This window comes from Paraburkholderia sp. A1BS-2L (genome assembly GCF_051125205.1).
In the GTDB taxonomy this organism is placed as follows: domain Bacteria; phylum Pseudomonadota; class Gammaproteobacteria; order Burkholderiales; family Burkholderiaceae; genus Paraburkholderia.
Genome location: NZ_CP120428.1, coordinates 604,525 through 630,689 on the forward strand (window position 1 = coordinate 604,525; position 26,165 = coordinate 630,689).

The window sequence follows — 26,165 nt, forward strand, 5'->3', positions numbered from 1 at the left end:
CGGCTCAGATCCGGCCTGGACAGCCTTTGGGCGCTGCGGTTGCAGAATGTTTGTTGTCGATGCGTTGAAGATCTGGTTTCGGCTTTGTCCAGCATTTTTCACACAAGCTTGATTCGGTCGGGCGAGGTTTTTTGTGCTTCGCGCAAAATAGCCGCGAAGCACGGGAATAGAGACGTGCATGCTGAGTGCATGTTTTATTAATGCATTTTTCTGAAAACTAAAACGTAAATCGGCGGACCAGACATGATCGTCGAATTGCTGAAATCGCAGCCCGAGATTGCCCTGTTCGTCAGTCTCGCGCTGGGTTATTTGATCGGTTCGATCCGTTTTGGGCCGATTTCGCTCGGCGGCGTGTGTGGCACGCTGATCGTCGCGCTCGTGCTGGGCCAGACGGGCGCGCGCATCTCGCCCGATCTCAAGAACGTTGCTTTTGCGTTGTTCATCTTCGCGCTCGGCTTCACGGGCGGCCCGCAATTCTTCGCGAACATCGGGCGCGGCTGGCGCTATGGATTCCTTTCGATCATCGAGATCGTCTCGGTCATGACGCTCATCATGATCGCAGTCGTCGTGATGAAGCTCGACGCGGGCACCGCGGCCGGCCTGCTGGCCGGCGCCGCCACCGAGTCTGCGGTGATCGGCACGGCTTCCGAAGCGATCTCCAAGCTGGGCTTGAGCGATGCCCAGGTGAGCACGCTGCAGGCGCACGTGGTGACCGCCTATAGCGTGAGCTACCTCTTTGGTTTGATCACCATCGTGCTGTTCACGAGCCAGATCGCGCCGCTCCTGTTGCGCGTGAACCTGCGCGAAGAGGCCGCACGCCTTTTTCGCAAGCTCGGCGGCAACGGCGTGCTCGACGAAGGCCAGCGGCTCGCGCTGCCGCTGCTCGAGGCGCGCGCGTTTGAGGTCGGGCAGGCAGCGGGCGCCCAGGTCTCGGCATTCGAGGCGCGCTTCGGCAACAACGTCACGGTCGAGCGCATCGTGCGCGGCAAGCAGGAGATCGACGCGGTCGCGCAAACTGTGCTGCAGGCGGGCGACATCGTGTTCATCGGCGGGCGGCGCGAGGCCGTGGTGGAGGCGTCGGGCAGCCTTGGCGCCGAGGTTTCGGGCGAGGGTTTCGTGAAACTGTTCGCGCAGCGCGTGGACGTGATGCTCACGCGCCGCGACGCCGACGGCCTCACGCTCGCGCAGATGCGCGAGCGCGCTTCGCCCGAAGACGGGCGCGGCATCTACGTGGGCGCGATCACGCGTCTGGACGCCGCGGTGCCCGCGCTGCCCGGCACCATGGTGCGCCGCGGCGACGTGCTCACGCTGATCGGCGCACCCGGCGACGTCGCGCGCGGCGCGAAGCGCCTCGGCTATGTGATCCAGCAGACCCAGAAGACCGACTTCGTCTACCTCGGCCTCGGCGTGCTCGTGGGCATGATCATCGGCCGCTTCGGCGTGAAGCTGGGCGGCGTCGCGCTCGAGCTCGGCACGGGCGGCGGGTGCCTGCTTTCGGGGCTGTTCTTCGGCTGGCTGCGCTCGCATTTCCCGGTGGTCGGCTCGCTGCCCTCGGCGGCGGCGCAGGTGCTCAAGGATTTCGGCCTCGCAACCTTCATCGCGGCCGTGGGTCTCTCCGCTGGCCCGGACGCCATCAAGCTCGTACGCGAATACGGTCTCGCGCTGCCGCTCGTCGGCATCATGATGGTGCTGATTCCCGGTCTCATGTCCCTCTGGATCGGGCGCATGTTTCTCAAGCTCGAAACCCCCATGCTGCTCGGCGCGATCGCGGGGCAGCAGTGCAGCACCCCGGCAATCAGTGCGCTGGTGGGCGTGACCGGCAACTCGATTCCGGTGATCGGCTACACGATCACCTACGCACTGTCGAATATTTTGTTGCCGCTCATGGGGCCCGTGGTGGTTGCGCTTGCAACGAAATTCGGCTGATTTCGGCTGATCAGCGGTGCGCGCCGCGCTTGAGCACATGGCGCGTACCGAATCCGTTCGTGGCCGATGATGGCCGCGTTATCTCAATTTTGACGCGCTTTCGTCAGGTCGTCCGTCCGGTTTCAACCGGTTGTTCAACTGGCCGTCCTGCTTCAACGGCAGCAAGCAGTCACTTCTACCCATGCGAGGGCACGATGGAATGGCTACATGACATCTTTCACAAATCTCCGGAAATCGCCTTATTCCTCTCACTGGCCGTTGGCTACTGGGTCGGGCAGATCAACTTCGGCAAGTTCCAGCTGGGCGGCGTAGGCGGGTCGCTGCTCGCCGCCGTGGTGATCAGTCAGGTTGGCGTGACGATCGACAACGGCGTGAAGGCGGTGATGTTCGCGGTCTTCATCTACGCCGTGGGCTACGACTCCGGTCCGGGCTTCTTCAACTCGCTCAACCGCAAGACGCTGCGCGAAATCGCCATGGCCGTGTTCATGGCCGTCGCGGGTCTCGTCACCGTGCTCGTCTGCGCGAAGCTCTTTCACCTCAACAAGGGCCTCGCCGCCGGTCTCGCCGCGGGCGGCATGACGCAGTCGGCGATCATCGGCACGGCGGGCGACGCCATCGCGCGTCTCGGCCTGCCGCCCGACCAGGTGAAGGCCATGCAGGCCGATGTCGCGATCGGCTACGCCGTGACCTACGTGTTCGGCTCGCTCGGCGCGATCATCGTGTGCGTGAACATCCTGCCGAAGTTCATGGGCCGCAGCCTCAAAGATGCCTCCATGGACGCCGAGCGCGAAATGGCGGGCGGCAATGCCTCGGCGGGGCCGGGCCAGCTCACTGCGCTGCCCGAGTTGTTCGGCCGCGTGTTTCGCGTGGAAGCTGCAGCCGGCAAGACGGTCAAGCAGATCGAACTGGCCCAGCAGGATTTCGTCGCCATCGAGAAAATCCGCCGCTCGGGCAAGGTCGTCGACGCCACGCCCGAGTTCGTGCTGAGCCGCGACGACCTCGTGCTGGTCGTGGGCCGCCGCGAGCAGATGGTCGAAGTGGGCACGCTGATCGGTCCGGAAATGCCGGACTCGGGCGGCATGAGCCTCGTGATGCAGACGCGCCAGATCGTGTTCACGAAGAAGGGCATGAACCACACGACGATCGGCGAAGTGCGCAAGAACGTCGACCGCGACCTGCGTCACGGCGTCTACATCGAGAAGATCGAGCGAGCCGGGCAGCCCGTGGCGCTGCTGCCGGGCTCGAAGCTCGAGCACGGCGACGTGGTCACCGTCTATGGCACGGCAACCGACACGAAGCGCGTCGCGCAGGCTGCCGGCTACGAGCTCGTCTACAGCAACAAGACCGACTTCATCTACATGGGCGTGGGTCTCGTGCTTGGTCTGCTGGTCGGTCTGGTCGTCGCGAACGTGGCGGGCATTCCGCTCACACTCGGCTCGGGCGGCGGCTGCCTGCTCGCGGGCCTGCTGTTCGGCTGGATGCGCGGCAAGTACCCGATGTACGGCGTGATGCCGCCGGCCGCCTCGCAACTGCTCAAGGACTTCGGTCTGGCGGCGTTCGTTGCCGTGGTGGGGCTCAATTCGGGCCTGCAGGCGGTGGTGACGATCAAGCAGAGCGGCATCACGATCTTCCTGCTCGGCGTGGTCGTGACCATCGTGCCGCTCATTCTCACGATGCTGTTTGGCCGCTACGTCCTCAAGTACAACAACGCGGCGATTCTCGCGGGCGCGCTGTCCGGCTCCCGCAGCGCGAACCCGGCCTTCGGCGGCATTCTCGACAAGGCCGAGAGCGCCGTGCCCACGGCGCCGTTCGCCATCACCTATGCGATCGCCAACGTGCTGCTCACGCTGCTCGGGCCGCTCGTGGTGGGTCTTGTGTGACATGAAGTCAAGCGGGCCGCGCAGGTTGGCCGCGCGGGAAGTTCTCAAGACGCAGGCCCGGTTGCATCGATTAGTCGAAGTCGCGTGCCGCACTCGCACCGTGCATCGAGCACATGCAGCGGCGGCACGCTCAACGTCTTCCAACGGAGAGCATCATGGCAAAAGGTAAAGCTGAATCGAAGGCAAAGTCAGGCATCGAAGCACTGAGCCCGTTCGAGCTCAAGGACGAGCTGATCAAGGCGGCGGGCGGCGGCGCAACCGAGCGCCCGGCCAATTACTCGATGCTCAATGCGGGCCGCGGCAATCCCAACTTCCTCGCCACGATTCCGCGTCACGGCTTCTGGCAACTGGGCCTGTTCGCCATGCGCGAGTCGGAGCGCTCGTTCTCCTATATGCCCGAGGGGGTGGGCGGCTTCCCGCAGCGCGCCGGCATCGTCGAGCGCTTCGACCAGTTCCTGCGCGAAAACAAGGGCCAGCCCGGCATCGATTTCATCGGCGGCGCGGTGTCGTACGTGCGCGACCAGCTGGGCCTGTCGGCGGGCGACTTCCTGTACGAAATGTGTGAAGGCATTCTGGCCTGCAACTATCCCGTGCCGGACCGCATGCTCAAGCTCTCGGAGATCATTGTCGGCCAATACCTGCGGCGCGAGATGGTCGGCAAGCATCCGTTCGTGGGCGAGTTCGACGTGTTCGCGGTGGAAGGCGGCACCGCGGCCATGACGTACATCTTCAACACGATGCGCGAGAACTTCCTGATCAAGCCGGGCGACACCATCGCGCTCGGCATGCCGATCTTCACGCCGTACATCGAAATTCCCGAGCTCAACGACTACCAGCTCAACGTCGTGCACCTCAACGCGACCGTCGAGAACAACTGGCAGTACTCGAAGAAGGAGCTGGACAAGCTGCGCGATCCGAAGATCAAGGCGTTCTTCCTCGTGAATCCGAGCAATCCGCCCTCGGTGAAGATCAGCGACGAGAGCCTCGAATACATTGCCGAGATCGTCAAGGAGCGCCCCGACCTCATCCTCCTCACCGACGACGTGTATGGCACCTTCGCCGACAACTTCGTCTCGCTGTTTGCGCTCGCGCCCAAGAACACGATTCTCGTGTACTCCTACTCGAAGTACTTCGGTGCGACGGGCTGGCGTCTGGGCACGATCGCGACGCATCAGGACAACGTGCTCGACGCCGCGATCGCGAAGCTCCCGAAGGATGAGAGGAAGATTCTGCACGAGCGATACAAGTCGATCACGACAGAGCCGGACAAGCTCAAGTTCATCGACCGTCTGGTCGCGGACAGCCGCACCGTCGCGCTCAATCACACTGCCGGCCTCTCGACGCCGCAGCAGGTGCAGATGGTGCTGTTCTCGTTGTTCTCGCTGATGGATACGCCCGACGCGTACAAGAACGCGTTGAAGCGCCTGATCCGTAGCCGCAAGCGCGCGCTCTACGAGGAAATGGGCATCCCCTTCGACGGTGGCGATCCGAATCAGGTCGACTACTACACGATCATCGACATGGAGTATTTCGGTGAGAAGCGCTTCGGCCGCGATTTCGTCGACTGGCTCCTCAAGCAGGTTCAGCCCAACGAGCTGCTGTTCCGCCTCGCCAGCGAGGCGCGCGTCGTGCTGCTGCCGGGCAAGGGCTTCGGCACGGCGCATCCGTCGGGCCGCGTGTCCCTCGCGAACCTGAACGAAGCCGATTACCGCAAGATCGGCCGCGCGATGCGCAAGCTCACCGAGGAGTACGTGCAGCGTTACAACGAGGCCACCGGCAAGAAGCTCGACCCGAATGCCGTGAAGAAGTAAGGAGGACGGGCGCGGCGGCGCGATGCCGCCGCGCCCCGGAACCCGGAAACGAACCGCCCCCGGCGCAGGCGCACCGGGGGCGGTTTTTTATTCCGCGCCGTTATTCCGCTTGCGATGTGGCGCCGCGCACGCTCTTGCGATGCAGCGAGACCGAAAGCGCCACGCCCGCGGCAGCCGCGATGGCAGCGAACAGGTACACCGACCCGTAGCCGAACAGATTGGCTACATAGCCCGCGAGCGGCCCGGTGATGCCGAGCGAGAGGTCGAGAAACACCGAATAGGCCGACAGTGCGGCGCCACGGCTCGCGGCCGGCACGAGACTGACCGCTTCCACGCCCAGCGCCGGGAACACCAGCGCGAAACCGAAGCCCGTTAGCGCGGCGCCCATCAGCGCGACCGTGGGCGTGGGCGCAAGCCACAGCAGCACCAGCCCCGCACATTCGCATGAGAACGAGGCGATGGCGACGCGAAAGCCGCCGAAGGTCTTGATCGTGTTCGAAAACAGCAGGCGCGCGCCGATAAACATGAGCCCGAACAGCGTGAGCGCGAAGGCCGCGTTGGGCCAGTGGCGCGCCGCGTAGAACAGCGTGATGAAGGTGGCGATCGAGCCGAAGCCCGCCGAGCCCAGCGCAAGGCCGAGACCATGCGGCAGCACGCGCGTGAGCACGCTGCGATAGGGCATGCGCTCGCCATGCACGATCGGCACCGGCGCGATCGGGCGCGCGAGCCAGAAGCCGAGCGCGGCCAGCGCCATCACCGAAATGCCGAGCGACCAGAAGCCGAGGTAATGCGCCATTTCCACGCCGAGCGGCGCGCCGAGCGCCAGCGCGCCATAGGTGGCGATGCCGTTCCACGAGATCACGCGTGCGTTGTTTGCGGTGCCCACGCGGCCGATGCCCCAGAGGATCGCGCCGGTGCCGACCAGGCTCTCGCCGCAGCCGAGCAGCAGCCGGCTCGTCACGAGCAGCGCGAGCGAGAGCGCCGGCCAGTGCGCGACGAGCGTGGCGAGCAGCAGCAGCACGCCGCTCGTGCCGCACAGGATCATGCCGATGGTGACCGTTTTCTTGGGGCCGAGCGTATCGGCCGAGCGTCCGGCCAGCGCCCGCGAGCAGAGCGTCGCGATGTACTGCACGCTGATGGCGCCGCCGGCCACGATCGTGCTGAAGCCGAGGTCGTTGTGCACGTAGCCCGGCAGGACCGCGAGCGGAATGCCGATGGTCAGATAGCAGAGGAAGGTGAAAAAGACGACCGGAATGATCTGCAAGGTCGTCGATGCGGCGTTGCGCTGGGGCGCTGACTCGGCGGACATGGGGGAAATACGGATGGATAACGGCGGGAAAGGCGAGATTGTCCCATGGAACCGGTTCTTCTGCTGGTGACGAGAAAGCGTTCAGCGGGGCGACGTCGGGCATTTTTCCGCCGCTTTCTGGCCGATTCGCACGAATTTCACGATAAATCGCGCGTTTCGGCCATCCTCCAGACATATAAGCACAGCCCGCGCACGGCCTGAAGATTCATCGCGATAACGATATAACCCCCATGTACCTGTGCCTATGGGTTCGCGATATTGGCAGTGTTAATTTTCGTACCGTCCACAGAAGCGCGGCACACGCACCTCCATTCGGGGCGTCCTGCGAGCCGCAGAACACGACGAGACGAAAAACCATGAGTCAGCCGATCCGCTTTTATCACCGTAACGCGATCCGTGAAGTCAGCGACGCGGACGTCACCCGTACTGTTCTCCAGTACCTGCGCGAAGACGCGCACTGCACCGGCACCAAGGAGGGCTGTGCGGAAGGCGACTGCGGCGCGTGCACGGTCGTCGTCGGCGAGCGCACGGCCGAGGGCGGCGTGAGCTTCAAGGCCGTCAATGCCTGTATCCAGTTTCTGCCGACGCTCGACGGCAAGGCGCTCTTCACCGTCGAGGACCTGCGCCAGCCCGACGGGTCGCTGCACCCCGTGCAGCAGGCGATGGTGGATTGCCATGGCTCGCAATGCGGCTTCTGCACGCCCGGTTTCGTCATGTCGATGTGGGCGCTCTACGAAAAGCATGGCCATGAGCACGCGGGGCAGGGTACTCAGGGGACTCAGGGTGCCCACGGCGCCCAGGCCGGCCAGGGCTGCCCCGGCAAGGCTGCTTGCAGCGTGCCCTCGCGCGACGAGATCGCCAACGCGCTGACCGGCAACCTGTGCCGCTGCACGGGCTATCGTCCGATCCTCGACGCCGCCGAGCAGATGTTCAAGGCCGACGCGCCCAAGGCGCCCATCGACGTGAAGGCGCTCGCACAGACGCTCGCCACGCTCGAACGCGGCGAGACCTTCCACTACGAGCACGACGGCCAGCAATACGACGCGCCGCGCACCGTCGACGCGTTCGCCGCGATCAAGGCCGCGCGCCCCAACGCGCGCATTCTCGCGGGCAGCACCGACATCGGCCTGTGGGTCACCAAGCAGATGCGCGAACTCGGCGACATCGTCTACGTGGGCCAGGTCGAGGCGATGCGCCAGATCGAGGTGAGCGACGCGTGGATCGAGATCGGCGCGGGCGTCACCGTCGAGCGCGGCTATGCCGAGCTCGCGAAGCACTATCCCGAGCTCGAAGAGATGTGGCAGCGCTTCGCTTCGCTGCCGATCCGCAACGCGGGCACGATCGGCGGCAACGTCGCGAACGGCTCGCCGATCGGCGACTCGATGCCGGGCCTGATCGCGCTGGGCGCACGCGTGGTGCTGCGCGGCGGCGACACGGTGCGCGAGATGCCGCTCGAAGACCTGTACCTCGCTTATCAGAAGAAGGACATGGCCGAGCACGAGTTCGTGCTCGCGCTGAAAGTGCCGACCCGCACCGGCGCGCGTGCGAACCTGCAGTTCCGCACCTATAAGATCTCGAAGCGCTTCGACTCCGACATTTCGGCCGTGTGCGCCGCGTACGCTTTCATCGCCGACGGCGACACGATCCGCGAGCCGCGCATCGCGTTCGGCGGCATGGCCGCGACGCCCAAGCGTGCGACCCACGCCGAAGGCGTGCTCGCTGGCGCGCAATGGCACGAAGCCACCGCGCAGGCCGCGATGATCGCGCTCGCCAACGACTATGCCCCGCTCTCCGACATGCGCGCGACGAGCGACTACCGCCTCGAAGCCGCGAAGAACACGCTGTATCGCTTCTGGCTCGAAACGCGCCCGAACAATCCGCTCGCGCCGCAAGCGCTCAACGTGCGCGCCGTCGCGGCCGAATGTGCACAAAGCGCTGCTTGACCCCCCAGGAAACGGACAACATACGGAGATCGAAACAATGAACCAGCAAGCCGAACCGTTCCTGGAAGAAGCGAAGGCGCTTGAAGATTTCGCGCAGGTGCACGTCTCGCGTGCGCACGAATCGGCGCACCTGCACGTGAGCGGGCGCGCGACCTACACCGACGACATTCCGCTCGTGGCGGGCACGCTGCACGCGGCGCTTGGCCTCTCGCAGAAGGCGCATGCGCGCATCGTCTCGATGGATCTCGCCAAGGTGCGCGCGACGCCGGGCGTGGTGGCCGTGCTCACCGCCGGTGACATTCCGGGCGTGAACGACTGCGGCCCGATCATCCACGACGATCCGATTCTGGCCGATGGCGTAGTGCAGTACGTGGGCCAGCCGATGTTCATCGTGGTGGCGACCTCGCACGACATCGCGCGCCAGGCCGCGCGCCGCGCCGAAGTGAAATACGAAGAATTGCCCGCCGTGCTCACCGCGCAGCAGGCGCGCGCCGCCGAGCAATACGTGCTGCCGCCGATGAAGCTGGCACGCGGCGATGCCGCCACGCGCGCTGCACGCGCCGCGCATCGCCACGAAGGCGAAATGCTGCTGGGCGGCCAGGAGCAGTTCTATCTGGAAGGCCAGATTGCCTACGCAGTGCCGAAGGACGACGACGGCATGCACGTCTGGTGCTCGACGCAGCACCCGAGCGAGATGCAGCATCTGGTCGCGCACGTGCTGGGCGTGCACTCGCACAATGTGCTGGTGGAATGCCGGCGCATGGGCGGCGGCTTCGGCGGCAAGGAATCGCAGTCGGGCCTGTTCGCGTGCTGCGCGGCGCTTGCCGCGTGGAAGCTGCTGTGCCCCGTGAAGCTGCGTCCGGACCGCGACGACGACATGATGGTCACGGGCAAGCGCCACGATTTCCACTATACGTATGAAGTGGGCTACGACGACGAAGGCACGATCGACGGCATTTCGGTCGACATGACCTCGCGCTGCGGCTTCTCGGCCGACCTGTCCGGCCCGGTGATGACGCGCGCCGTCTGCCACTTCGACAACACCTACTGGCTGCCCGACGTCTCCATCGCCGGCTACTGCGGCAAGACCAACACGCAGTCGAACACCGCGTTCCGCGGCTTCGGCGGCCCGCAGGGCGCGTTCGCAATCGAGTACATCATCGACGACGTCGCGCGTTCGCTCGGCCTCGACTCGCTCGAGGTGCGCAAGCGCAATCTCTACGGCAAGACGGACAAGAACCTGACGCCGTACGGCCAGACGATCGATGACAACGTGATTCACGAGCTCATCGACGAACTCGTGGAAACGAGCGGCTATCACGCGCGCCGCGCGGCGATCCGCGAATTCAACGCGAACAACGAGGTGCTGAAGAAGGGCATCGCGCTCACGCCGGTGAAGTTCGGCATCGCGTTCAACGTCACGCACTTTAACCAGGCGGGTGCGCTCGTCCATATCTACACCGACGGTTCCGTGCTCGTGAACCACGGCGGCACGGAAATGGGCCAGGGCCTGAACACCAAGGTCGCGCAGGTGGTGGCGCACGAGCTTGGCATCGAGTTCGGCCGCGTGCGCGTGAGCGCGACCGACACGAGCAAGGTGGCCAACACCTCGGCAACCGCCGCATCGACCGGCACGGACCTGAACGGCAAGGCCGCGCAGGACGCCGCGCGCCAGCTGCGCGAGCGCCTGGCCACGCTCGCCGCCGCCACGTGGGGCGAGGGCCGCGTGAGCGCCGCTGAGGTGCGCTTTGCCAACGACACCGTGATTGTCGGCGACGAGGTCGTGCCGTTCGAGACGCTTGTTTCGAAGGCCTATTTCGCGCGCGTGCAACTGTGGTCGGACGGCTTCTACGCGACGCCCAAGCTGTACTGGGATCAGAAGACGCTGCAAGGCCGCCCGTTTTACTATTACGCATATGGCGCGGCGGTTTCCGAAGTCGTGATCGACACGCTCACGGGCGAAATGCGCGTGCTGCGCGCCGACGCGCTGTACGACGCGGGCGACTCGCTGAACCCCGCGCTCGACGTGGGGCAGGTGGAAGGCGGCTTCATTCAGGGCATGGGCTGGCTCACGACCGAGGAACTGTGGTGGAAGCCGGACGGCAAGCTCATGACGCACGCGCCGTCCACCTACAAGATCCCGACCGTGAACGACACGCCCGTCGAGTTCAACGTGAAGCTGTTCAAGAACCGCAACGTCGAGAACAGCATTCATCGCTCGAAGGCCGTGGGCGAGCCGCCGCTCTTGCTGCCGTTCTCGGTGTTCTTCGCGATTCGCGACGCCGTGGCGAGCGTGGCCGACTACCGCTTCAATCCGCCGATGAATGCGCCCGCGACCGCCGAGGAAATCCTGAAGGGCGTGCGTGCGGTGCGGACGATGGCGCACGGCTGAGTGTGAACTAGCGTGATGCTTTGAAGGAGTCTCGTCAGATGAGCAGCAGTGCGAATAAAAGCGCGAACCACTGTGAACGGATCGATGCCGCGGGGCGCGTCGTGATCGGTCGGCGCGGCACGCCGGTGCCCCACTATGGGCCGATGCACGTCGTGCTGTTCGGCGCGGGGCATGTGGGCCATGCACTGGTCACGCTGCTCGGCATGCTGCCGTGCGTGGTGCAGTGGGTGGACGAGCGCGACGAGCTCTTTCCCGACGAAGTGCCGGCCAACGTGCAAGTCGAGGCGACCGACTCGCCGGCCGCAATCGTCGACGAAGCGCCGCCGGGCGCGTACTTCATCGTGATGACGCACAATCACGCGCTCGATTTCGATCTGTCGTTGCGCATCATGGAGCGCGGCGACTTCGCGTGGTTCGGGCTGATCGGCTCGAAGACCAAGCGTGTGAAGTTCGAGCGCCGCCTGATCGATCGCGGCGTGGCGGCGCAGCGCATGGGCGAGATGACTTGCCCGATCGGCGTGCCGGGCATCGTCGACAAGGCGCCTTCGTCGATTGCGGTTGCCGTGGCTGCGCAGCTTATGCAGATGCGCCCGCCGCTTTCCGCTGCGGGCCAGACCGCGAGCGCGACGAGGTTCGCGCGAGTTTGAGGTCGAGCGTCCACCTTGAACCCGAGCGTGGGAAAGGTGGGCGAAAAAATTTCGTTTCTGCCGTGAGCTGCACCCCAAACGTTGGACGCCATCCTGCGTTTGGGGTGTTTTTTTGTCTGGACGCTCGGTCCTTGGTGTCGCGAGTTAACGTTTTTATCGAAAAGTGGGCTATTCTTAACGAAATTATTGGCCAGTTAACGAAATTAGTGGGGTTGCATCAATGTCGGACGACTGGGTAGGTTACCGCTGGCTCGCCGAACGATACAGCGCGCACCCCGTACAGCCGCAACCGATCGAGAGCGAAATCGGTGCGACACGGCGAACTATCCACCATAACGGCACCGTAAGGGAAGCCTATACCGCAGCGATGAGGCCAGCCGATACGCTGCCAGCCCATCTGACCTTTGCGCTCAAACACGAGGGTGTTTTCCTGGAGCCGCTCGCCAGGCTCTTCAACGCTATTCCCGAAGCCGAGATTCGCGATTGGGTTCTCGCTGAACGAACCGGCCAATATGCCCGGCGTGTGGGCTTCCTGTACGAGTGGCTCATGGGCCGTCAACTCGCCGGCGTTCCGGCGGTGGCTAATGGTGGCTATGTGGACGCGCTCGACCCGCGTGCTTATCTGGTCAGCACGTCTCCTCGCAACAATTCCCGGTGGCGCGTGCGTGACAATCTACCCGGCCGCCGCGAGTTCTGTGTCACTGTGCGACGCACGGATCTCGTGCAGAAAGCAGAAGCCTACAATTGCGCGGCCCAACTCGATGCACTTCAGGCGGAGTACGGTGTTGACGTGCTGCGGCGCAGTGCGGCGTGGTTGACGTTCAAGGAAAGCCGCGCCAGTTTCCAGATCGAGCACGAGTCGGATAAAGGAGATCGTATCAAACGCTTCGCGGCGGTCATGGAAGCGCGCATGGGCACCTATGCCAACCCATTGGAAATTGGCACGCTCACGGAACTGCAACGGGAAATCATCGGCGAACGGACTACCCTCAAGCATTTCGGTCTGCGGCAGTCGCCGGTGTTTGTCGGCGCGATAGACCACTTCCTCAACGTCATTCACTATATCGCCCCGCGCTGGGAGGACGTTGATGGAATGCTCGAGGGACTCAATGCGTTCCTGGCATGCACGACGGGGGCCTCGGCGATTGCTCGGGCGGCGGCGGTGTCGTTCGGTTTTGTCTACATTCATCCGTTGGCCGATGGCAACGGCCGTGTGCATCGTTTCCTGATCAATGACATTCTGCGCCGCGACAATGCCGTTCCGCAGCCCTTTGTCCTGCCTGTTTCATCGGCTATTACCAGCAAACCTCAATATCTTGCGGCTTACGACCAGGCGCTCGAGGTCCTGTCCAGGCCATTGATGCAACGCTACGAGGAATACGCGGGTTTCGAGGCGCACCGCGAGTTCAGTGACGGAGTGAAGTCGAATTTCACATTCTGCGCTTACGACGATGCAGCATTCACGTGGCGCTATCCTGACCTCACGGCGCACGTGGAATATGTGGCCGAGTTGATTGACAGAACGATCCGCACGGAGATGCGTCAGCAAGCCGAACTGATCCGAAACTGGGACCGGGCGAGGTATTCAGTGAAGGAACTACTTGATGGGCCGAACCTGGATATCGACCGGATCATCTGGTCGATACGCGACAATCACTGGAGCGTTTCAGGCAAGCTGAGCAAGGAATTTCCGATTATCCAGGAGGCAAACCTGGGCGAAGCTATCGTGAGTGCGGTGCGCGAGGCGTTCGACGCAACTGACGCGCCACCGCCGTCTTCCGATGCACGCTCTTGATGGTCATTCCTGATTACCCGACGGGCGCCGAGCCCCCGCCTTGCCCGCCTTCCCCTTCCTCACCGGCCCAGTGAGCGTCGCCGACACCTTCTCGATCAACCCGCGCAGCCAGTCGATATCGCTTGGCCGGTCCGGTTGCGGATGCCACAGCTGATAGCAGCGAATGCGCGGAAACGCCAACGGCGGCTCGACCACCGCGATCGGCAAAAGCCCGGCGTAATGCGTCGCGAAGCGGCGCGTGGTCGTGAAGATCAGATCCGATTGCAGCAGCACTTGGGGCGCGAGCCCGAAGTAGGGCAGCGTCGCGATGATGCGCCGTTGCACGCCGGCCTTCGCGAAGCCCAGGTCGACGGGGCTCGCGTTCGCGCCGGTATAGGGCGTGGGCGCCAGATGCGCCGCCGCGAGATACGCGTCGCGCGTGAGCGGCGCGCGCGCGAGCGGATGGTCGGCGCGCATCATGCAGACGATCTTGTCGGTGAACAGGTCGCTGCGCGAGAAGTGCGGGTCGGGCTTCGGCCAGTTGCCGATCACGATGTCGATCTCGCCCGCCTCTAGCGCCGCGTGATGATCGAGCGAGGGCGACAGCGAGATGATCTCCAGACGCGCCGATGGCGCCGCTTCGCGAAAGCAGGCGATCAGCGTCGGCATGAAGAAGTCGTTGAGATAGTCGGGTGCGGCCACGCGGAACATGCGCTTGGAGTGCTCCGGGTCGAAGTCGCCGTGGGGCGTGGCCACGAAGTCGACGTCGCGCAGCACGCGTTGCGCGTGTTGCAGCAGCGACTCGCCGTATTCGGTCGGCACCATGCCCGCTTTGCCGCGCACGAGGATGGGGTCGCCGAGAATTTCGCGAAGCCGCCGCAGCGCCGTGCTGATTGCCGGCTGGGTTTGATTCAGCCGTAGCGCGGCCTGCGTGACGCTGCGCTCGATCAGCAGCGTGCGCAGCACGCGCACGAGCCAAATGTCGAGAGAAAGGGCAGTGTCGTCCATGGCAATGCGTATGCTCGGGAGGAGGCGCCGCGCGTGTTGGCACACTTCACATGCGCGCGGCTCGACATATAACGATATTCCGCTGAGTGCGCCGCCGCCATAGGGCGCCTGGTATGACCGGCATCAGCAGGGCAGGCGCGCGCGCCGTGCCGCCTGGGTGGCCGAGCGCGGGTGCGCTGCATCCGCGCTACACCCGCCTTACACCTTGTCCTGCGTCGTGAGCCCCGAAGGCAGCGAACTGATGCGCTTCACCTCGCGCGAGTCGAGCCAGTTCGGCGTGCGCGCGCAGTAGAGCACCATCGGCAGCGTGTCCTCGCCCCAGAAGAGCTGCTTGTTCATCCAGAAGGTAGGCACGCCGAACACGCCCATCGAGATCGCGTCGTTGGTGTTGCGGCGTAGTTGCGCGCGCACCGATTCCTGCTCGATCATTGCTTCGCCGTGCTCGATACCCACGCGTTCGCACAGTTGCTCGAAGCCCTCCTCGCTCGACGGGTCGCGCCCCTCGCGCCAGATGAAGCGGAAGATCTCGCGCACGCAGGCGAACTCGCCGCCGGCGGCGATGGCGAGCAGCATCGGCTTGACCGAGTCGAACGGATGCGCGGGCGGCATCTTGAACGGAATGCCGAGCTGTTCGGCGCGAAACAGCGCGTGCCGGTAGGTGAACACGCGCTTGGCCGGAATCGTCGAGCCGTACGGCGTGCCCCAGTGGCGGTACAGGTCGCTCAGCATCACCGGGGTGGGCACGAAGTCGAAACCCGGCCATTTGTCGTATTGCTCCAGCAGCAGATACGAGAACGGCGACACGAAGTCGTAGAACCAGGCTGGCCGGTTGGCGTCGATGCCGCTGATCATGCTGTTCCTCCGATATGGGCTTCTTGTGGGCCGCATCGGCGGCCCGCTTTTCGAGTAGTGATCGCGAGTATCGATCGAATTGGCTGCTGCGTGCTGCTTTTTTTCGCCGCGCAGACGCGCCGGTCTTGCGCGCCGGCGCGTGGGTCAAGTCCGGACGCCATCGCCGCTGTGGCCGCTGCTGTGGCTGCCGCTTTCATCGCCCATTTCATCGTCCATGGCCGACAGCCGCTCGCGCACGGCCAGCAGCCGCTCGCGCACGAAGCCGATATGTTCGCGCAGCACGTAGAACTGGCCCGCGTAGGCGAGCGGCATCTTCATGCCGTTCACGGACTCCTCGATCTTGTCGAGCTGGCGCGTGAGCGCGCGCCGCTCGGCGGGCGAGTTGTCGGTGTTCGCGGCGCGCTCGAGCGCGATGAGCGAGCCGTACCAGCGGTAGATGCGCGATTTTACCCGCCACGCGTAAAGGCTCGGCACGAGCCGCAGGCCAGGGATCAGCACCACGATGATCGGCACGAGCACCACGATCAGGCGGTCGGCGAGGCTCGCGAGCCAGAACGGCAGCACGCGGTACAGGAAGCTCTTGCCCGACTTGTAGTAGCGCGCGGCGTCGTCGCTGATCGGGAAGTCCTGCGCGCGCGGGGCGGGGAATTCGCCCGCGTGCTGCAACAGGGACGATTTGCCGTGCACCTGCTTGGCTGCTTCGATCAGGAGGTCGGAGAGCGCCGGATGGAGTGAATCGCGCGCGACCAGCTCGGCCGTCGGCGCGATGAAATGCAGGGGCGCTGCGGGCAGGTTGCGACCGAAATCGAACGCACCCATCGGGATCGTGATGGCTGTGAGGTACGGGAAGCGCCGCGCGTAGGCGTCGGCCTGGGCGAAGTCGAAGAAGCGCACGCCCGGCATGCGCATCAGGCGCCCCATGACCGGCGGCTGCGCGGAGTCGCCCGCGAGAAAGGTCACGTCGATCTTGCCCTCGACGAGCGCGCTCGCGGCGTCGTCGCCCGAGAGCGGTAGCAGTTTGGTCTTGCCGCCCGGCTCGATGCCGTTGGCCTTGAGCAGCTTGAGCGCGAGATCGCGCGTGCCGCTGCCCTCGGCGCCGATGGCGATGCGCTCGCCTTCGAATTCGGAGAGCAGCCGCACGGGCGGCCCGTGATAGAACACCGCGAGCGGCACGTAGGCCACGCTGCCGAGCGATGCGAGACCCTCGGGCGGCGTGCTCGCCAGTCCGTCCTGCACGAACGCGACGTCCACATGCGAGGCCGGGTCGGACAGACGCTGGAGGTTCTGCGCCGAGCCTTCCGATTCGAGCACGTTCACGGTGATGTTGTTGCGCGCAAGGATCGTCTTGTACTTCTGGGCGGCGTTCCAGAACGTGCTGCCCTGGGGGCCCGCGCTCAGCGTGAGCGTGCTGGGCGGGGCGGGCTGGATCAGGCGCACGGCCAGCCAGATCGCGGCGGCGCTGATCAGCAGGATGGGGCCGAACGAGACCGCCAGATCGCGCCATGAAATCGCCACGAAGCGCGCGACGAGATGGGTGGGAGTTTTGCGGCCGGTGGGGAACTTCATTGGGGAAGGGCTGGGGCCTCGGGAAATTCAGGAAAAAATTGCGCGGCGCGATGCGTCCTGGGTTGCGTCCGGTGTCGTGCCGGAAAGCGCGCCAGCGCCATGCCAGCCGATGTTACCCGAGATTGGACGTTGCAACGGCATGTGCGCCGCGGCCTGCGCCGTTGAACCTGCCGCTAAACTCTTTGCACTCGCGCTTCACCCAGGCTAAATTGTGGGTCGCCATGGCGCTTGCGCCATGCAGCACGCGCCGCGAGGCCGTGCAACCCATAACAAACTATCTGGCGTAACCAGGCAATCGAAGCAGGCGCGGGCTACCGGCACACCGGCGAGAACAGACCGGAACCGCCGCCGCGCGCCGCCACTGCCGTCGCAACGGTCCAATGTGCCGTTGCGTGCCACTCAATCCTTGCCTCTCGCAGCAGCGTGTCCGGACCATGGCAGTGTCCGGGCGCGCGTTTCGCGTGCTCGCCCGCTGCCCGTGGGTGTCGTAACGAAGCCGCCGAACCGGGTCTGGCGGACGGCCAGTCCGTCCGCCCGGGAAGGCGGTCTATCCTCGCAACGAGTGAAGCAACAACGCGAAAGCAACAAGGAGAAAACATGAAATCGGTCGCTTTTCTGAAGACGCTGACGGCAGTAGCATGCGTGACGGTCGCCTGCAGCGTGTACGCCCAGGACAATTCGGCGGCGAGCGGTGCGGCTGCCGCAACGGCAGCGGCTCCGGCGGCAGCGGCCCCGACCTCGAGCAAGAAGGTCGACCGCAAGCTCGGCTACGCGGTGCGCAAGGCGCTCTCGAAGACCCAGGGCATCAACGTCGCGAACATCACTGTGCGCTCGCACAACGGTGCGGTCGTGCTCACGGGCTCGGTGCCCGCTCAGGCGCAGATCGACAAGGCGGGTGAGGTCGCCCAGGGCGTGGCCGGCGTGAAGTCGGTGTCGAACAAGCTCACGGTCATGCAGCAGTAATACCCGCGGCATCACCACGCTTTGCTCGCGGTTGCGGGCAAAGCGCGGGCACGATCCGTGCGAACATGCCCCGGAGGCCCCGGCAGATTGCCGGGGCCTGTTTTTTGGGTCACGCGGCAGGCGTCGTCGACCGATGTCCCACTCGCCTATGTGGACTGACACACAATATTTCCGCGTTTGGGGGTATACGTTGTAATTGCGCGAGCTTTACAGCGGCGCGCACGGCTTCATCGCGGGGAAAAGCCATGATTATTCATAGCTACACCGATTTGCCGCTCGTCGACCGGGCGGCGTTCGAGCTGGCGTGCGCGCGGCACGGCTTTGCTCCGATTCACTTCGACGTCCATGGAGAAACCGATCCCGACGATCCCGAGCACAGCGAATTCGTGATCGTGCGGCGCGGGGCCTGGGCGCAGGCCTACCGCATCGACGCGCGCGGCCAGTGGCTGCGCCAGTTCGAGACCGATCTGAACGGCCGCTTCTTTAGCAGCGCGCCGCGCGCGTGAGCGGCGCTGGCGTTCCGGCTGCCGCGCCGGTCAGGCGAGCACGAGGCGCGCGCCCACGAGCGTGAGCGTCGCGGCGAGCAGGCCGCGCAGCAGCTTTTCGGGTGCGCGCGAGGACAGCATGCTGCCGATCGCGATGCCGGGCAGCGAGCCGCACAGCAGCGAGAGCAGCATCGACCAGTCGATCGAGCCGAGCAGCCAGTGCCCCGCGCCCGCGAGCAGCGTGAGCGGCACGGCGTGCGCCACGTCGGAGCCGACGATGCGCAGCGTTGGCAGCGTCGGATAGAGCAGCAGCAGCACGGTCACGCCGATCGCGCCCGCGCCCACCGAGGTCAGCGATACCAGCACGCCCAGCACCGCGCCCGTGAAGATCGTGAAGAACAGCGTGCGCGCCTCGCTGGGCCCGTGGCGGTGGCGCGAGGCGAACGCGGCGAGCTGCGGCCGGAAGATCAGCGCGACCGCGGTGATGAGCAGCGCCGCTCCCAGCACCGACTGGATCAGATGCCCAGCGCGCGGCGTGTCCATGCCGTAGCGGTGCAGCAGGATCAGCGTGATGGTGGCCGCCGGCACGCTGCCCGTCGCGAGGCGCAGCGTCACGCGCCAGTCCACCGAGCCCTTGAGCCCGTGCACGAGCGTGCCCGCCGATTTCGTCGCCGCCGCGTAGAGCAGGTCGGTGCCCACGGCAGTGGCGGGATGCACGTGGAACAGCAGCACGAGGATCGGTGTCATCAACGAGCCGCCGCCCACGCCCGTCAGGCCGACCAGAAACCCGACCAGCAGGCCGGAGAGCGAATAGAGCGGATCGATATGAGGTAGGACCATCGCGGGCGCGCGCGAGAACGCGCAGCTTTCCTGTTGAAAAGAGGGGGCCGCCGGCCGACGGGGCCGCGGGTTCACGCCTCGCGGATGACGCGGCAACGCTCACGCATACCCAAACTGGGCGTCGCGTCAGGCTGGACAGCGGCAAAGACTGGCGGCGAAAATCCGCTATTGTCGCAAAACCGGCGGATCGGCGCTGGGGTTGGTTTGAATCCCCTTCCAAATTCGCGGAATAACGTCGCCGCTTGCCTGCACCGCCTCGCCTCACCACGCCTCGCCACGATAAATCCACTCATGAATCCCGGCATCGCCTACGCCCTGTGCGCCTTCACCATCTGGGGCCTCTTTCCCGTCTACTTCAAGACGCTCCACCAGATTCCCGCGCTCGAGATGCTCGCGCATCGCATGGCTTGGTCGCTCGTGTTCATCGTCCTCGTGCTGCTGGTGCGGCACCGCTGGGCATGGCTGCGGCCCGCGCTGAGCGACAAGCGCCTCATCGCGCGCTTCGCCGCGAGCGCCGTGCTGCTCTCGGCCAACTGGGGCATCTACATCTGGGCCGTGAACGCGGGGCATATCGTCGAGGCTAGCCTCGGCTATTTCATCAATCCGCTCGTCAACGTGCTGTTCGGCTATGCGTTTTTGCGCGAGCGGCTGCGGGCGGTTCAGTGGTGCGCCGTGGCGGTCGCGGCGCTTGGCGTCGCGTGGCTCACCTGGCAGAACGGCGCGCCGCCGTGGATCAGTCTCGCGCTGGCGCTGACCTTCGGCGGTTACGGCCTGTTGCGCAAGACCGCGCAGCTCGGCGCGCTCGAAGGGCTTGCGCTCGAGACGGTGCTGCTGTTTCCGGTCGCCATCGTCTATCTGACGATCATCGGCATGGCCGGTGCGAGCCATTTCGGGCATGCGTCGCTCGGGATCAAGCTGCTGCTGGTCGCCGCCGGGCCGATCACGGCCGTGCCGCTGCTGCTCTTCGCGGCGGCGGCGCGGCGCATTCCGCTGTCGATGCTCGGCCTGATCCAGTACGTCACGCCCACGCTCCAGCTGCTCACCGGGGTGCTCGTGTACGGCGAGCCGTTCGGCTCGGTGCGCGCGATCGGCTACGCGGCGATCTGGGTCGCGCTCGCGCTCTATTCGTTCGAGGGGCTGCGCGCTACGCTTGTCGCGATGCGGCGCGCTCGCGAGACAGCCTGACGCCGGACGCGCAACGCACCTGAAACACCAAAATTGGAGACACCCGCGCATGACTAGCGCCGCCGCTTACCGTTTCGAAGTTGAATTCGCGCCGCGTGTCGCTGCCGCGCTCGCGAGCCATTTCGGCCCCTCGGTGCGCGTGGAGGTCGTGCCGGGCGAGGGGCGCGGACATCCCACGCGCGTGCGCATCCTGGGCGCGCCGAGCGAGCTTCGGCATCCATATGGGTTTGCGTTGAACGTGTCGCTCACATGGGACGTCGATGAGGTCGAGCGCCTCATGGAGCCTGGCGGCGAGGCGCGCTTCGCGCATTATCTGGACGCGCTCGGGCGCAAGCTGGCCTCGTGGGAAACTGCGCGCCCGCTGGACTTCGCCTCGCGCACGCAAGGCGAGCCGGAGGTGCTGCTGGGCGGGCTCGATTTCGAGGGGTGATGCGGCAGGCGCGCGCGGGTTTCACGCCGGTTTCAGATTTCAGATCGCGCCCGCAAACGCGATCGCATGAACGGCCTTCACGGCCATGCCCAGCGCCACGCAGCCCGCGAACACCGCGAACGACTGCTGCAGCCGCGCGCCGCTCACGTGCCGCGCGAAGCCGCGTCCACCCAGCATGCCGGCGAGCGCGCCCGCCGCGAAGGGCAGCGCGTTGAGCCAGAGCATATTGCCGCTGGCCGCCGACGCGGCCACGCCCGCGGTCGAGACCAGCGCGATCACAGCGAGCGAGGTGGCCACGATGCCCTGCATCGGAATGTCCGACGCGCGCTTGAGCGCGGGCACGATCACGAAGCCGCCGCCCACGCCGAGCAGCCCCGAGAGAAAGCCGGCCATCGCGCCCGAGAGCGCGAGCGCCCGCGCGCACGGCGCGGTCCAGTCGAGCTTGCCGCGCTCGAGGTTCAGCCGGCACGGCAGGTCGGTCGGGCAAGGCTCGCCTTGCGGGTCGCGCGCTGCGCCGTTTTCCTGAGCCCGCTGCTGGCGGAACATGCGCCACGCCACGCGCATCATCACGAGCGCGAACGCGAGCATGAGCGGCGCGTCGGGCACGCGGTGCGCGACCCACAGCCCGGCGGGCGAGATGAGCGCGCCGGCGGCGGCCATCAGCGCGGCGGCCTTGTAGCGCACCGTGCCGTCGCGCAGCGCGAGCAGGGCGCCGATGCCCGCCGCGAGCGCGACTGCGAAGAGCCCAATCGGCGCGGCTTGCGCGACGCCGAGCCCGAGGCCGAACACGAGCAGCGGCACGGCGACGATGGCCCCGCCCGCACCCGTGAGCGCGAGGATGAGCCCGACGACCGAGCCGAGCGCGGCGCTTGCGAGCGTGGTGGCGTCCATGGACGGTGATCTCCTTTTTCTGTCGCGGTTAGCGCGTTAGCGCCTCAGTGCTGCGCCTCGGATGCCTGCGCCCCGGTGAACCACTCGCGGCCCTTGAGCATGCCGCTCCAGTAAAAACGCGGCAGCACGGTGGCCTTGAGGAACCACATGAGACGGCGCGGCCGCGTAGGTTCGAGCGCGAAGGTGGGCAGCAGCTTGCCGCCGTAGCCGAACTCGGCCAGCACGACCTTGCCCTTCTCGACCGTGAGCGGGCACGAGCCATAGCCGTCGTAGCGGTAGCGCGGCGGCTGGCCCGCGCGCGCGGCGAGCAGATTCTCCGCGACGATCACTGCCTGCTTGCGCGCCGCCGCCGCCGTCTTCGCGTTGGGCGCCGAGCACACGTCGCCGAGCGAGAACACGTTGAGCCAGCGCGGATGCTGGAGCGTGGCGTGATCGACTTCGCACCAGCCCGCCGCATCGGCGAGCTCGCTGTCGCGGACGAAGTCGGGCGGCACCTGCGGCGGCACCACGTGGATCATGTCGAAGCGCTTTTCAATGCGCGTGACGTTGCCGTCGGCGTCCTTTGCTTCGAAGGTGGCACGCCGCGCCGGCCCGTCGATGGCGACCAGATTCGACGTGAACGCGAGCTTTGCGTCGTAGCGCTTCACGTATTCCATGAGCGGCGGCACGAAGGTCGGCACGCCGAACAGCGCCGCGCCGGCGAGGTCGAACTCCACGTTCACCTTGTCGAGCACGCCGGTTCTGAGCCAGTGGTCGCAGGCCAGGTACATGGCCTTTTGCGGCGCGCCCGCGCATTTGATCGGCATGGCCGGCTGCGTGAAGAGGGCAGTGCCGCCGCGCATCTTCTGCACGAGCTCCCACGTATAGGGCGCGAGATCGTAGCGGTAGTTCGAGGTGACGCCGTTCTGGCCGAGCGTCGCTTCGAGCCCGTCGATGCGCTCCCACGCAAGGCGCAGCCCAGGAGCCACGACGAGCTGGCGGTACGTCAGGGTCTCGCCGTTCGAGAGGCGCACGAGATCGGCATGCGGCTCGACGCGCTCGGCCGCCGCGCGGATCCACGTCGCCCCGCGCGGGATCACGCTCGCCATCGGGCGGCGCGTTTTCTTCACGTCGAAGGCGCCGCCGCCCACCAGCGTCCACGCGGGCTGATAGTCGTGGTGATCCCTGGGCTCGACGATCGCGATGCTCAAGCCCGGCTGGCGGCGCAGCAGGCTCGCGGTAACGCTGATGCCCGCGGAGCCTCCGCCGATCACGACGACGTCCCAGCGCTTGCTCGCGCCGCTCGATGCGGCGGCCTTGTCGCCGCTTTGCGCAGCGGTTTTGTCGACGGCGTTGCCCGAATCCCATGCGGCGGCGGCCGGGTGGCCCGTCTCGACCGGCGCGGGGACGGGATGGGCTTGCGTGCTCGCCTGCGCGAACTGCCACAGATTGGTCGCGCGGTTGCCGGTGCGGCAGTACCCGAGCACGGGCGCGGGCATGTCGGCGAGCAGTTGCTCGAAACGGGCGATTTCATCGGGGCCGATCTTGCCCGGCGTGACGGGCAGATACGCGAATTGCAGGCCGAGCTGCTTCGCGGCCTCGCGGATCAGCGCCGAAGCCGGTTGTGACGGGCCGCCTTCGCCATCGGGCCGGTTGCAGATGATCGAGCGGTAGCCCGCTGCGGCAATCTTGGCGAGGTCGGCGGGCGTGATCTGGTCGGCGCTGGCGAAGCGCGCGTCGTGTTGCACGATTTGCATGATCTCGAAAACTCCTGACTAGCTTGAAGATTGACGGCGCTGTTGACTGCGATTTGCGGCCACGCGCTCGAGTGCGGCGAAGATGGCCATGCCTGCGAGCATCGCGGCCACGAAGAGCCACGCGCGCGGCTGGCCGCTCGCGGCGCTGACGAGCGCGGGGCCGGGGCAGAAGCCCGCGAGGCCCCAACCCGCGCCGAAGACGAGCGCGCCGACGACCAGGCGCGGATCGAGGTGGCGTGCCGTGGGCAATTGCATGGGTGCGCCGAGCACGCTGGTGGTGCGAGCGCGCGCGAGGCGAAAGCCGATGCTCGCGATGGCGATGGCGCCCACCATCACGAAGGCGAGCGACGGATCCCAGCGCCCGGCCAGATCGAGAAAGGCTAGCACCTTGGCCGGGTTCGCCATGCCCGACACGATCAAGCCGAGACCGAAAAGCAGGCCGCTGGCGAAGGCAGTGATGTTGCGTAGACTCATATCAGCCTCCTGCGAGGTGGCGCACCGTGAACACGGTGACGAAGCCGGCGGCCATGAAGAGGCCGGTGGCGACGAGCGAGCGCAGCGAGCCGCGCGCGATGCCGCACACGCCGTGGCCGCTCGTGCAGCCCGAGCCGTAGCGCGTGCCCAGGCCCACCAGCAGTCCGGCGACGACGAGCGTGGCGGGCGAGGCGGCGATGGTGGGCGCGATGGTGGGCAACCAGGCCGCGCTGCCGGCCCCTGCGCTGGTGCCGACGACAAGCCGCCAGAGCCACGGCGCGGCGAACAGGCCCGCGATGAACGCGACGCGCCAGGCGCGGCCCCCAGGTTCCGTGCGCGCGCCTTGCAGCAGGGTGCCGACGATGCCGCTGATGCCCGCGACGCGCCCGTTGCCGAGCACGAGGAGCGCGGCGGCCGCGCCGATCATGAGGCCGCCCGCGAGGGAAGCGAGCGGCGTGAAGTGGGCGAGATCGAGGTTCATACCGATGGCTCCGAATGTGTCGAGGAAGCCGAAGTTGACTTCAGCCGGCCGCAGTAGAGGCTGGAGAGCGTCTGCATGACCTGGATGACCTCGTGGCTGGCGAGGCGATAGTAGATGTACTTGCCTTCGCGGCGCGTCTCGACGAGGCCTTCTTCGCGCAGCACGCCGAGATGCTGCGAGAGGCTCGGCTGATGCACGCCGACGAGCGCTTCGAGCTCGCCGACGTTGCGCTCGCCTTCGGTGAGCTGGCACAAGAGCAGCAGGCGGTCTTCGTGCGCGAGCGCTTTGAGCAGCGCACAGCACTTCTCGGCGGATTCGCGCAGTGTCTCGCGCGCTTCAGCAGTAAGCGATGGGTTCATGTATGCAGGCGTCTGACACGCAATGGAATGGTGAGCACTGAGGTTGACGTACGCCAACTGACAGTTCATTGACAAACATTATATAAATTTATAGTATGTACGTCAATGAATCGTAGGTCGGGCAAACCGGCGTTCGAGCCGCGCAACCGCCTCGCAACCCGTCCCTTCATTCAACCCCTTTTCGGCAACACATCCGGCCAAATGGAGTTCCCGATGTCCGAGTCCATCCCCACTTCTGTCCCCGTGGCTACGCACGCCACGCACGCCACGCTCGTCGAGCCTTTCTTCGACCCGGTCACGTCCACCGTCACCTACGTGGTGCATTCTGGGCGCGGGTCGGCGTGCGCGATCGTCGATCCGGTGCTCGACTACGACCCGAAGTCGGGGCGCACGTCCACGGAATCGGCCGACCGCGTGGTCGCGTTCGTGCGCGAACACGCGCTCTCGACGCAATGGCTGCTCGAGACGCATGCGCACGCCGACCATCTATCGGCAGCGCCGTACCTGAAGCAGCAACTGGGCGGCCAAATCTCGATTGGCGAGCACATTCGCGAGGTGCAGGGCGTGTTCCGCACGGTCTTCAACCTGGGCGCCACGATTGCCGCCGACGGCCGCGAGTTCGACCACCTCTTCAAGGACGAAGAACGTTTCGAAGTCGGCCCGCTCGCCGCGCGCGCGATGCACGTGCCGGGCCACACGCCCGCGGACCTCGCCTATCAGATCGGCGACGCGGTGTTCGTGGGCGACACGCTGTTCATGCCCGACGTGGGTTCGGCGCGCTGCGACTTCCCGGGCGGCGACGCGCACACGCTGTACCGCTCGGTGCGCAAGCTGCTGGATCTGCCGGGCGAGACGCGCCTCTTCATGTGCCACGACTATCCGCCCGAGACGCGCGGCCCGTGCTTCGAAACCACGGTGGGCGACCAGCGCCGCGCCAACATCCACCTGCACGACGGCGTGACCGAGGAAGCCTTCGTGCAGATGCGCACCGCGCGCGACCGCACGCTCGCCATGCCCAACCTGATCCTGCCGTCGATCCAGGTGAACATCCGCGCGGGGCGCATGCCCGAGCCCGAGGACAACGGCGTGCGCTATCTCAAGATTCCGTTGAACGCGCTTTGAAGAGAGGCGGACGCGGGTTGCGCAATCCGCTACTACAAGCCTGCGGCGTGAAGTCGCCCGCGCCGCGCTCCATCGCGCTGATCGCCTTTTC

The 26,165-nt window shown here is 66.0% G+C and carries 22 protein-coding genes; 12 read left to right on the forward strand and 10 right to left on the reverse strand.

The window, feature by feature from the left end; all coding sequences use genetic code 11:
* The first annotated feature begins 243 nt into the window (after positions 1–243).
* The 3 genes from aspT (P5W98_RS02705) to P5W98_RS02715 all read left to right on the forward strand — a co-directional run bounded on the left by aspT (P5W98_RS02705) (position 244) and on the right by P5W98_RS02715 (position 5,617).
* Positions 244–1,926 carry an aspartate-alanine antiporter gene (gene aspT / locus P5W98_RS02705; RefSeq protein ID WP_421042468.1) on the forward strand — a complete coding sequence of 561 codons (1,683 nt, stop codon included), beginning with the start codon at positions 244–246 and terminating at the stop codon, positions 1,924–1,926.
* Between the two features lie 194 nt (positions 1,927–2,120).
* Positions 2,121–3,806 carry an aspartate-alanine antiporter gene (gene aspT / locus P5W98_RS02710; RefSeq protein WP_421042467.1) on the forward strand — a complete coding sequence of 562 codons (1,686 nt, stop codon included), beginning with the start codon at positions 2,121–2,123 and terminating at the stop codon, positions 3,804–3,806.
* 155 nt (positions 3,807–3,961) lie between these two features.
* Positions 3,962–5,617, forward strand: a complete 1,656-nt coding sequence (locus P5W98_RS02715) for a bifunctional aspartate transaminase/aspartate 4-decarboxylase (RefSeq protein ID WP_421042466.1) — start codon at positions 3,962–3,964, stop codon at positions 5,615–5,617.
* Between the two features lie 100 nt (positions 5,618–5,717).
* On the opposite strand, the gene P5W98_RS02720 is transcribed toward P5W98_RS02715, so the two are convergent.
* Positions 5,718–6,926 (reverse strand): MFS transporter, encoded by a 1,209-nt coding sequence (locus tag P5W98_RS02720; protein WP_421042465.1) that lies wholly within the window; start codon positions 6,924–6,926, stop codon positions 5,718–5,720.
* A gap of 356 nt (positions 6,927–7,282) precedes the next feature.
* On the opposite strand from P5W98_RS02720, the gene xdhA reads away from it, so the two are divergent.
* The 4 genes from xdhA to P5W98_RS02740 all read left to right on the forward strand — a co-directional run bounded on the left by xdhA (position 7,283) and on the right by P5W98_RS02740 (position 13,703).
* Positions 7,283–8,869 (forward strand): xanthine dehydrogenase small subunit, encoded by a 1,587-nt coding sequence (xdhA, locus tag P5W98_RS02725; protein WP_421042464.1) that lies wholly within the window; start codon positions 7,283–7,285, stop codon positions 8,867–8,869.
* A gap of 37 nt (positions 8,870–8,906) precedes the next feature.
* Positions 8,907–11,261: a xanthine dehydrogenase molybdopterin binding subunit gene (gene xdhB / locus P5W98_RS02730; RefSeq protein ID WP_421042463.1), complete on the forward strand. Its 2,355-nt coding sequence runs from the start codon at positions 8,907–8,909 to the stop codon at positions 11,259–11,261.
* 38 nt (positions 11,262–11,299) lie between these two features.
* Complete coding sequence (xdhC, locus tag P5W98_RS02735; RefSeq protein WP_421042462.1) at positions 11,300–11,908, forward strand: xanthine dehydrogenase accessory protein XdhC; 609 nt, start codon at positions 11,300–11,302, stop codon at positions 11,906–11,908.
* 220 nt (positions 11,909–12,128) lie between these two features.
* A complete protein-coding gene (locus P5W98_RS02740) occupies positions 12,129–13,703 on the forward strand; it encodes a Fic family protein (protein ID WP_421042461.1) in 1,575 nt (524 codons plus the stop codon).
* Between the two features lie 3 nt (positions 13,704–13,706).
* Here P5W98_RS02740 and P5W98_RS02745 read toward each other — a convergent pair whose 3' ends face one another.
* The 3 genes from P5W98_RS02745 to P5W98_RS02755 form a co-directional block, all read right to left on the reverse strand.
* Positions 13,707–14,690 carry a LysR family transcriptional regulator gene (locus P5W98_RS02745; RefSeq protein ID WP_421042460.1) on the reverse strand — a complete coding sequence of 328 codons (984 nt, stop codon included), beginning with the start codon at positions 14,688–14,690 and terminating at the stop codon, positions 13,707–13,709.
* Positions 14,691–14,888: 198 nt separating this feature from the next.
* On the reverse strand, positions 14,889–15,542 hold the full coding sequence (locus P5W98_RS02750; RefSeq protein WP_421042459.1) for a 2-hydroxychromene-2-carboxylate isomerase: 654 nt from the start codon (positions 15,540–15,542) through the stop codon (positions 14,889–14,891).
* A gap of 144 nt (positions 15,543–15,686) precedes the next feature.
* Entirely contained in the window at positions 15,687–17,108 is a 1,422-nt protein-coding gene (locus tag P5W98_RS02755; protein ID WP_434661711.1) for a TAXI family TRAP transporter solute-binding subunit, read from the reverse strand.
* Positions 17,109–17,705: 597 nt separating this feature from the next.
* On the opposite strand from P5W98_RS02755, the gene P5W98_RS02760 reads away from it, so the two are divergent.
* Both P5W98_RS02760 and P5W98_RS02765 read left to right on the forward strand, forming a co-directional pair.
* Positions 17,706–18,071: a BON domain-containing protein gene (locus P5W98_RS02760; RefSeq protein WP_421023166.1), complete on the forward strand. Its 366-nt coding sequence runs from the start codon at positions 17,706–17,708 to the stop codon at positions 18,069–18,071.
* A 245-nt stretch (positions 18,072–18,316) separates the two neighbouring features.
* Complete coding sequence (locus tag P5W98_RS02765) at positions 18,317–18,577, forward strand: hypothetical protein (protein WP_421042457.1); 261 nt, start codon at positions 18,317–18,319, stop codon at positions 18,575–18,577.
* Positions 18,578–18,607: 30 nt separating this feature from the next.
* Here the strand turns inward: P5W98_RS02765 and P5W98_RS02770 are convergent, their stop codons facing one another.
* Entirely contained in the window at positions 18,608–19,396 is a 789-nt protein-coding gene (locus P5W98_RS02770) for a sulfite exporter TauE/SafE family protein (protein WP_035526674.1), read from the reverse strand.
* 291 nt (positions 19,397–19,687) lie between these two features.
* Here P5W98_RS02770 and rarD point away from each other — a divergent pair, with 291 nt between their 5' ends.
* Entirely contained in the window at positions 19,688–20,581 is an 894-nt protein-coding gene (gene rarD, locus P5W98_RS02775; protein WP_421042456.1) for an EamA family transporter RarD, read from the forward strand.
* A 49-nt stretch (positions 20,582–20,630) separates the two neighbouring features.
* Positions 20,631–21,011: a DUF5594 family protein gene (locus P5W98_RS02780; RefSeq protein WP_421042455.1), complete on the forward strand. Its 381-nt coding sequence runs from the start codon at positions 20,631–20,633 to the stop codon at positions 21,009–21,011.
* 39 nt (positions 21,012–21,050) lie between these two features.
* Here the strand turns inward: P5W98_RS02780 and P5W98_RS02785 are convergent, their stop codons facing one another.
* Genes P5W98_RS02785 through P5W98_RS02805 form a run of 5 tightly spaced genes read right to left on the reverse strand, consistent with a single transcriptional unit; the run spans position 21,051 to position 24,952 of the window.
* Positions 21,051–21,902, reverse strand: coding sequence for a sulfite exporter TauE/SafE family protein (locus tag P5W98_RS02785; RefSeq protein ID WP_421042454.1), 852 nt, complete (start codon positions 21,900–21,902; stop codon positions 21,051–21,053).
* 44 nt (positions 21,903–21,946) lie between these two features.
* Positions 21,947–23,638, reverse strand: a complete 1,692-nt coding sequence (locus P5W98_RS02790) for a TIGR01244 family sulfur transferase (RefSeq protein WP_421042453.1) — start codon at positions 23,636–23,638, stop codon at positions 21,947–21,949.
* 18 nt (positions 23,639–23,656) lie between these two features.
* Positions 23,657–24,112, reverse strand: coding sequence for a DUF6691 family protein (locus P5W98_RS02795; protein WP_421042452.1), 456 nt, complete (start codon positions 24,110–24,112; stop codon positions 23,657–23,659).
* 1 nt (position 24,113) lies between these two features.
* Positions 24,114–24,593 (reverse strand): YeeE/YedE family protein, encoded by a 480-nt coding sequence (locus P5W98_RS02800; RefSeq protein WP_421042451.1) that lies wholly within the window; start codon positions 24,591–24,593, stop codon positions 24,114–24,116.
* On the reverse strand, positions 24,590–24,952 hold the full coding sequence (locus P5W98_RS02805) for a metalloregulator ArsR/SmtB family transcription factor (protein ID WP_421042450.1): 363 nt from the start codon (positions 24,950–24,952) through the stop codon (positions 24,590–24,592). Before P5W98_RS02805 ends, P5W98_RS02800 begins: the two co-directional genes overlap by 4 nt.
* A gap of 213 nt (positions 24,953–25,165) precedes the next feature.
* Between P5W98_RS02805 and P5W98_RS02810 the strand changes: the two genes are divergently transcribed.
* Positions 25,166–26,074 carry an MBL fold metallo-hydrolase gene (locus tag P5W98_RS02810; RefSeq protein ID WP_421042449.1) on the forward strand — a complete coding sequence of 303 codons (909 nt, stop codon included), beginning with the start codon at positions 25,166–25,168 and terminating at the stop codon, positions 26,072–26,074.
* The last annotated feature ends 91 nt before the right edge of the window (positions 26,075–26,165 follow it).

What these genes read in the sequence shown, in the direction of transcription:
- P5W98_RS02790 (WP_421042453.1), bottom strand. Translation starts at nt 23,638, where the DNA reads ATGCAAATCGTGCAACACGACGCGCGCTTCGCCAGCGCCGACCAGATC.
- P5W98_RS02785 (WP_421042454.1), bottom strand. Translation starts at nt 21,902, where the DNA reads ATGGACGCCACCACGCTCGCAAGCGCCGCGCTCGGCTCGGTCGTCGGG.
- P5W98_RS02765 (WP_421042457.1), top strand. Translation starts at nt 18,317, where the DNA reads ATGATTATTCATAGCTACACCGATTTGCCGCTCGTCGACCGGGCGGCG.
- P5W98_RS02800 (WP_421042451.1), bottom strand. Translation starts at nt 24,593, where the DNA reads ATGAACCTCGATCTCGCCCACTTCACGCCGCTCGCTTCCCTCGCGGGC.
- P5W98_RS02715 (WP_421042466.1), top strand. Translation starts at nt 3,962, where the DNA reads ATGGCAAAAGGTAAAGCTGAATCGAAGGCAAAGTCAGGCATCGAAGCA.
- aspT (WP_421042468.1), top strand. Translation starts at nt 244, where the DNA reads ATGATCGTCGAATTGCTGAAATCGCAGCCCGAGATTGCCCTGTTCGTC.
- rarD (WP_421042456.1), top strand. Translation starts at nt 19,688, where the DNA reads ATGAATCCCGGCATCGCCTACGCCCTGTGCGCCTTCACCATCTGGGGC.
- P5W98_RS02760 (WP_421023166.1), top strand. Translation starts at nt 17,706, where the DNA reads ATGAAATCGGTCGCTTTTCTGAAGACGCTGACGGCAGTAGCATGCGTG.
- P5W98_RS02770 (WP_035526674.1), bottom strand. Translation starts at nt 19,396, where the DNA reads ATGGTCCTACCTCATATCGATCCGCTCTATTCGCTCTCCGGCCTGCTG.
- P5W98_RS02805 (WP_421042450.1), bottom strand. Translation starts at nt 24,952, where the DNA reads ATGAACCCATCGCTTACTGCTGAAGCGCGCGAGACACTGCGCGAATCC.
- xdhC (WP_421042462.1), top strand. Translation starts at nt 11,300, where the DNA reads ATGAGCAGCAGTGCGAATAAAAGCGCGAACCACTGTGAACGGATCGAT.
- P5W98_RS02750 (WP_421042459.1), bottom strand. Translation starts at nt 15,542, where the DNA reads ATGATCAGCGGCATCGACGCCAACCGGCCAGCCTGGTTCTACGACTTC.
- P5W98_RS02810 (WP_421042449.1), top strand. Translation starts at nt 25,166, where the DNA reads ATGTCCGAGTCCATCCCCACTTCTGTCCCCGTGGCTACGCACGCCACG.
- P5W98_RS02795 (WP_421042452.1), bottom strand. Translation starts at nt 24,112, where the DNA reads ATGAGTCTACGCAACATCACTGCCTTCGCCAGCGGCCTGCTTTTCGGT.
- xdhA (WP_421042464.1), top strand. Translation starts at nt 7,283, where the DNA reads ATGAGTCAGCCGATCCGCTTTTATCACCGTAACGCGATCCGTGAAGTC.
- P5W98_RS02740 (WP_421042461.1), top strand. Translation starts at nt 12,129, where the DNA reads ATGTCGGACGACTGGGTAGGTTACCGCTGGCTCGCCGAACGATACAGC.
- P5W98_RS02720 (WP_421042465.1), bottom strand. Translation starts at nt 6,926, where the DNA reads ATGTCCGCCGAGTCAGCGCCCCAGCGCAACGCCGCATCGACGACCTTG.
- P5W98_RS02745 (WP_421042460.1), bottom strand. Translation starts at nt 14,690, where the DNA reads ATGGACGACACTGCCCTTTCTCTCGACATTTGGCTCGTGCGCGTGCTG.
- P5W98_RS02780 (WP_421042455.1), top strand. Translation starts at nt 20,631, where the DNA reads ATGACTAGCGCCGCCGCTTACCGTTTCGAAGTTGAATTCGCGCCGCGT.
- P5W98_RS02755 (WP_434661711.1), bottom strand. Translation starts at nt 17,108, where the DNA reads ATGAAGTTCCCCACCGGCCGCAAAACTCCCACCCATCTCGTCGCGCGC.
- aspT (WP_421042467.1), top strand. Translation starts at nt 2,121, where the DNA reads ATGGAATGGCTACATGACATCTTTCACAAATCTCCGGAAATCGCCTTA.
- xdhB (WP_421042463.1), top strand. Translation starts at nt 8,907, where the DNA reads ATGAACCAGCAAGCCGAACCGTTCCTGGAAGAAGCGAAGGCGCTTGAA.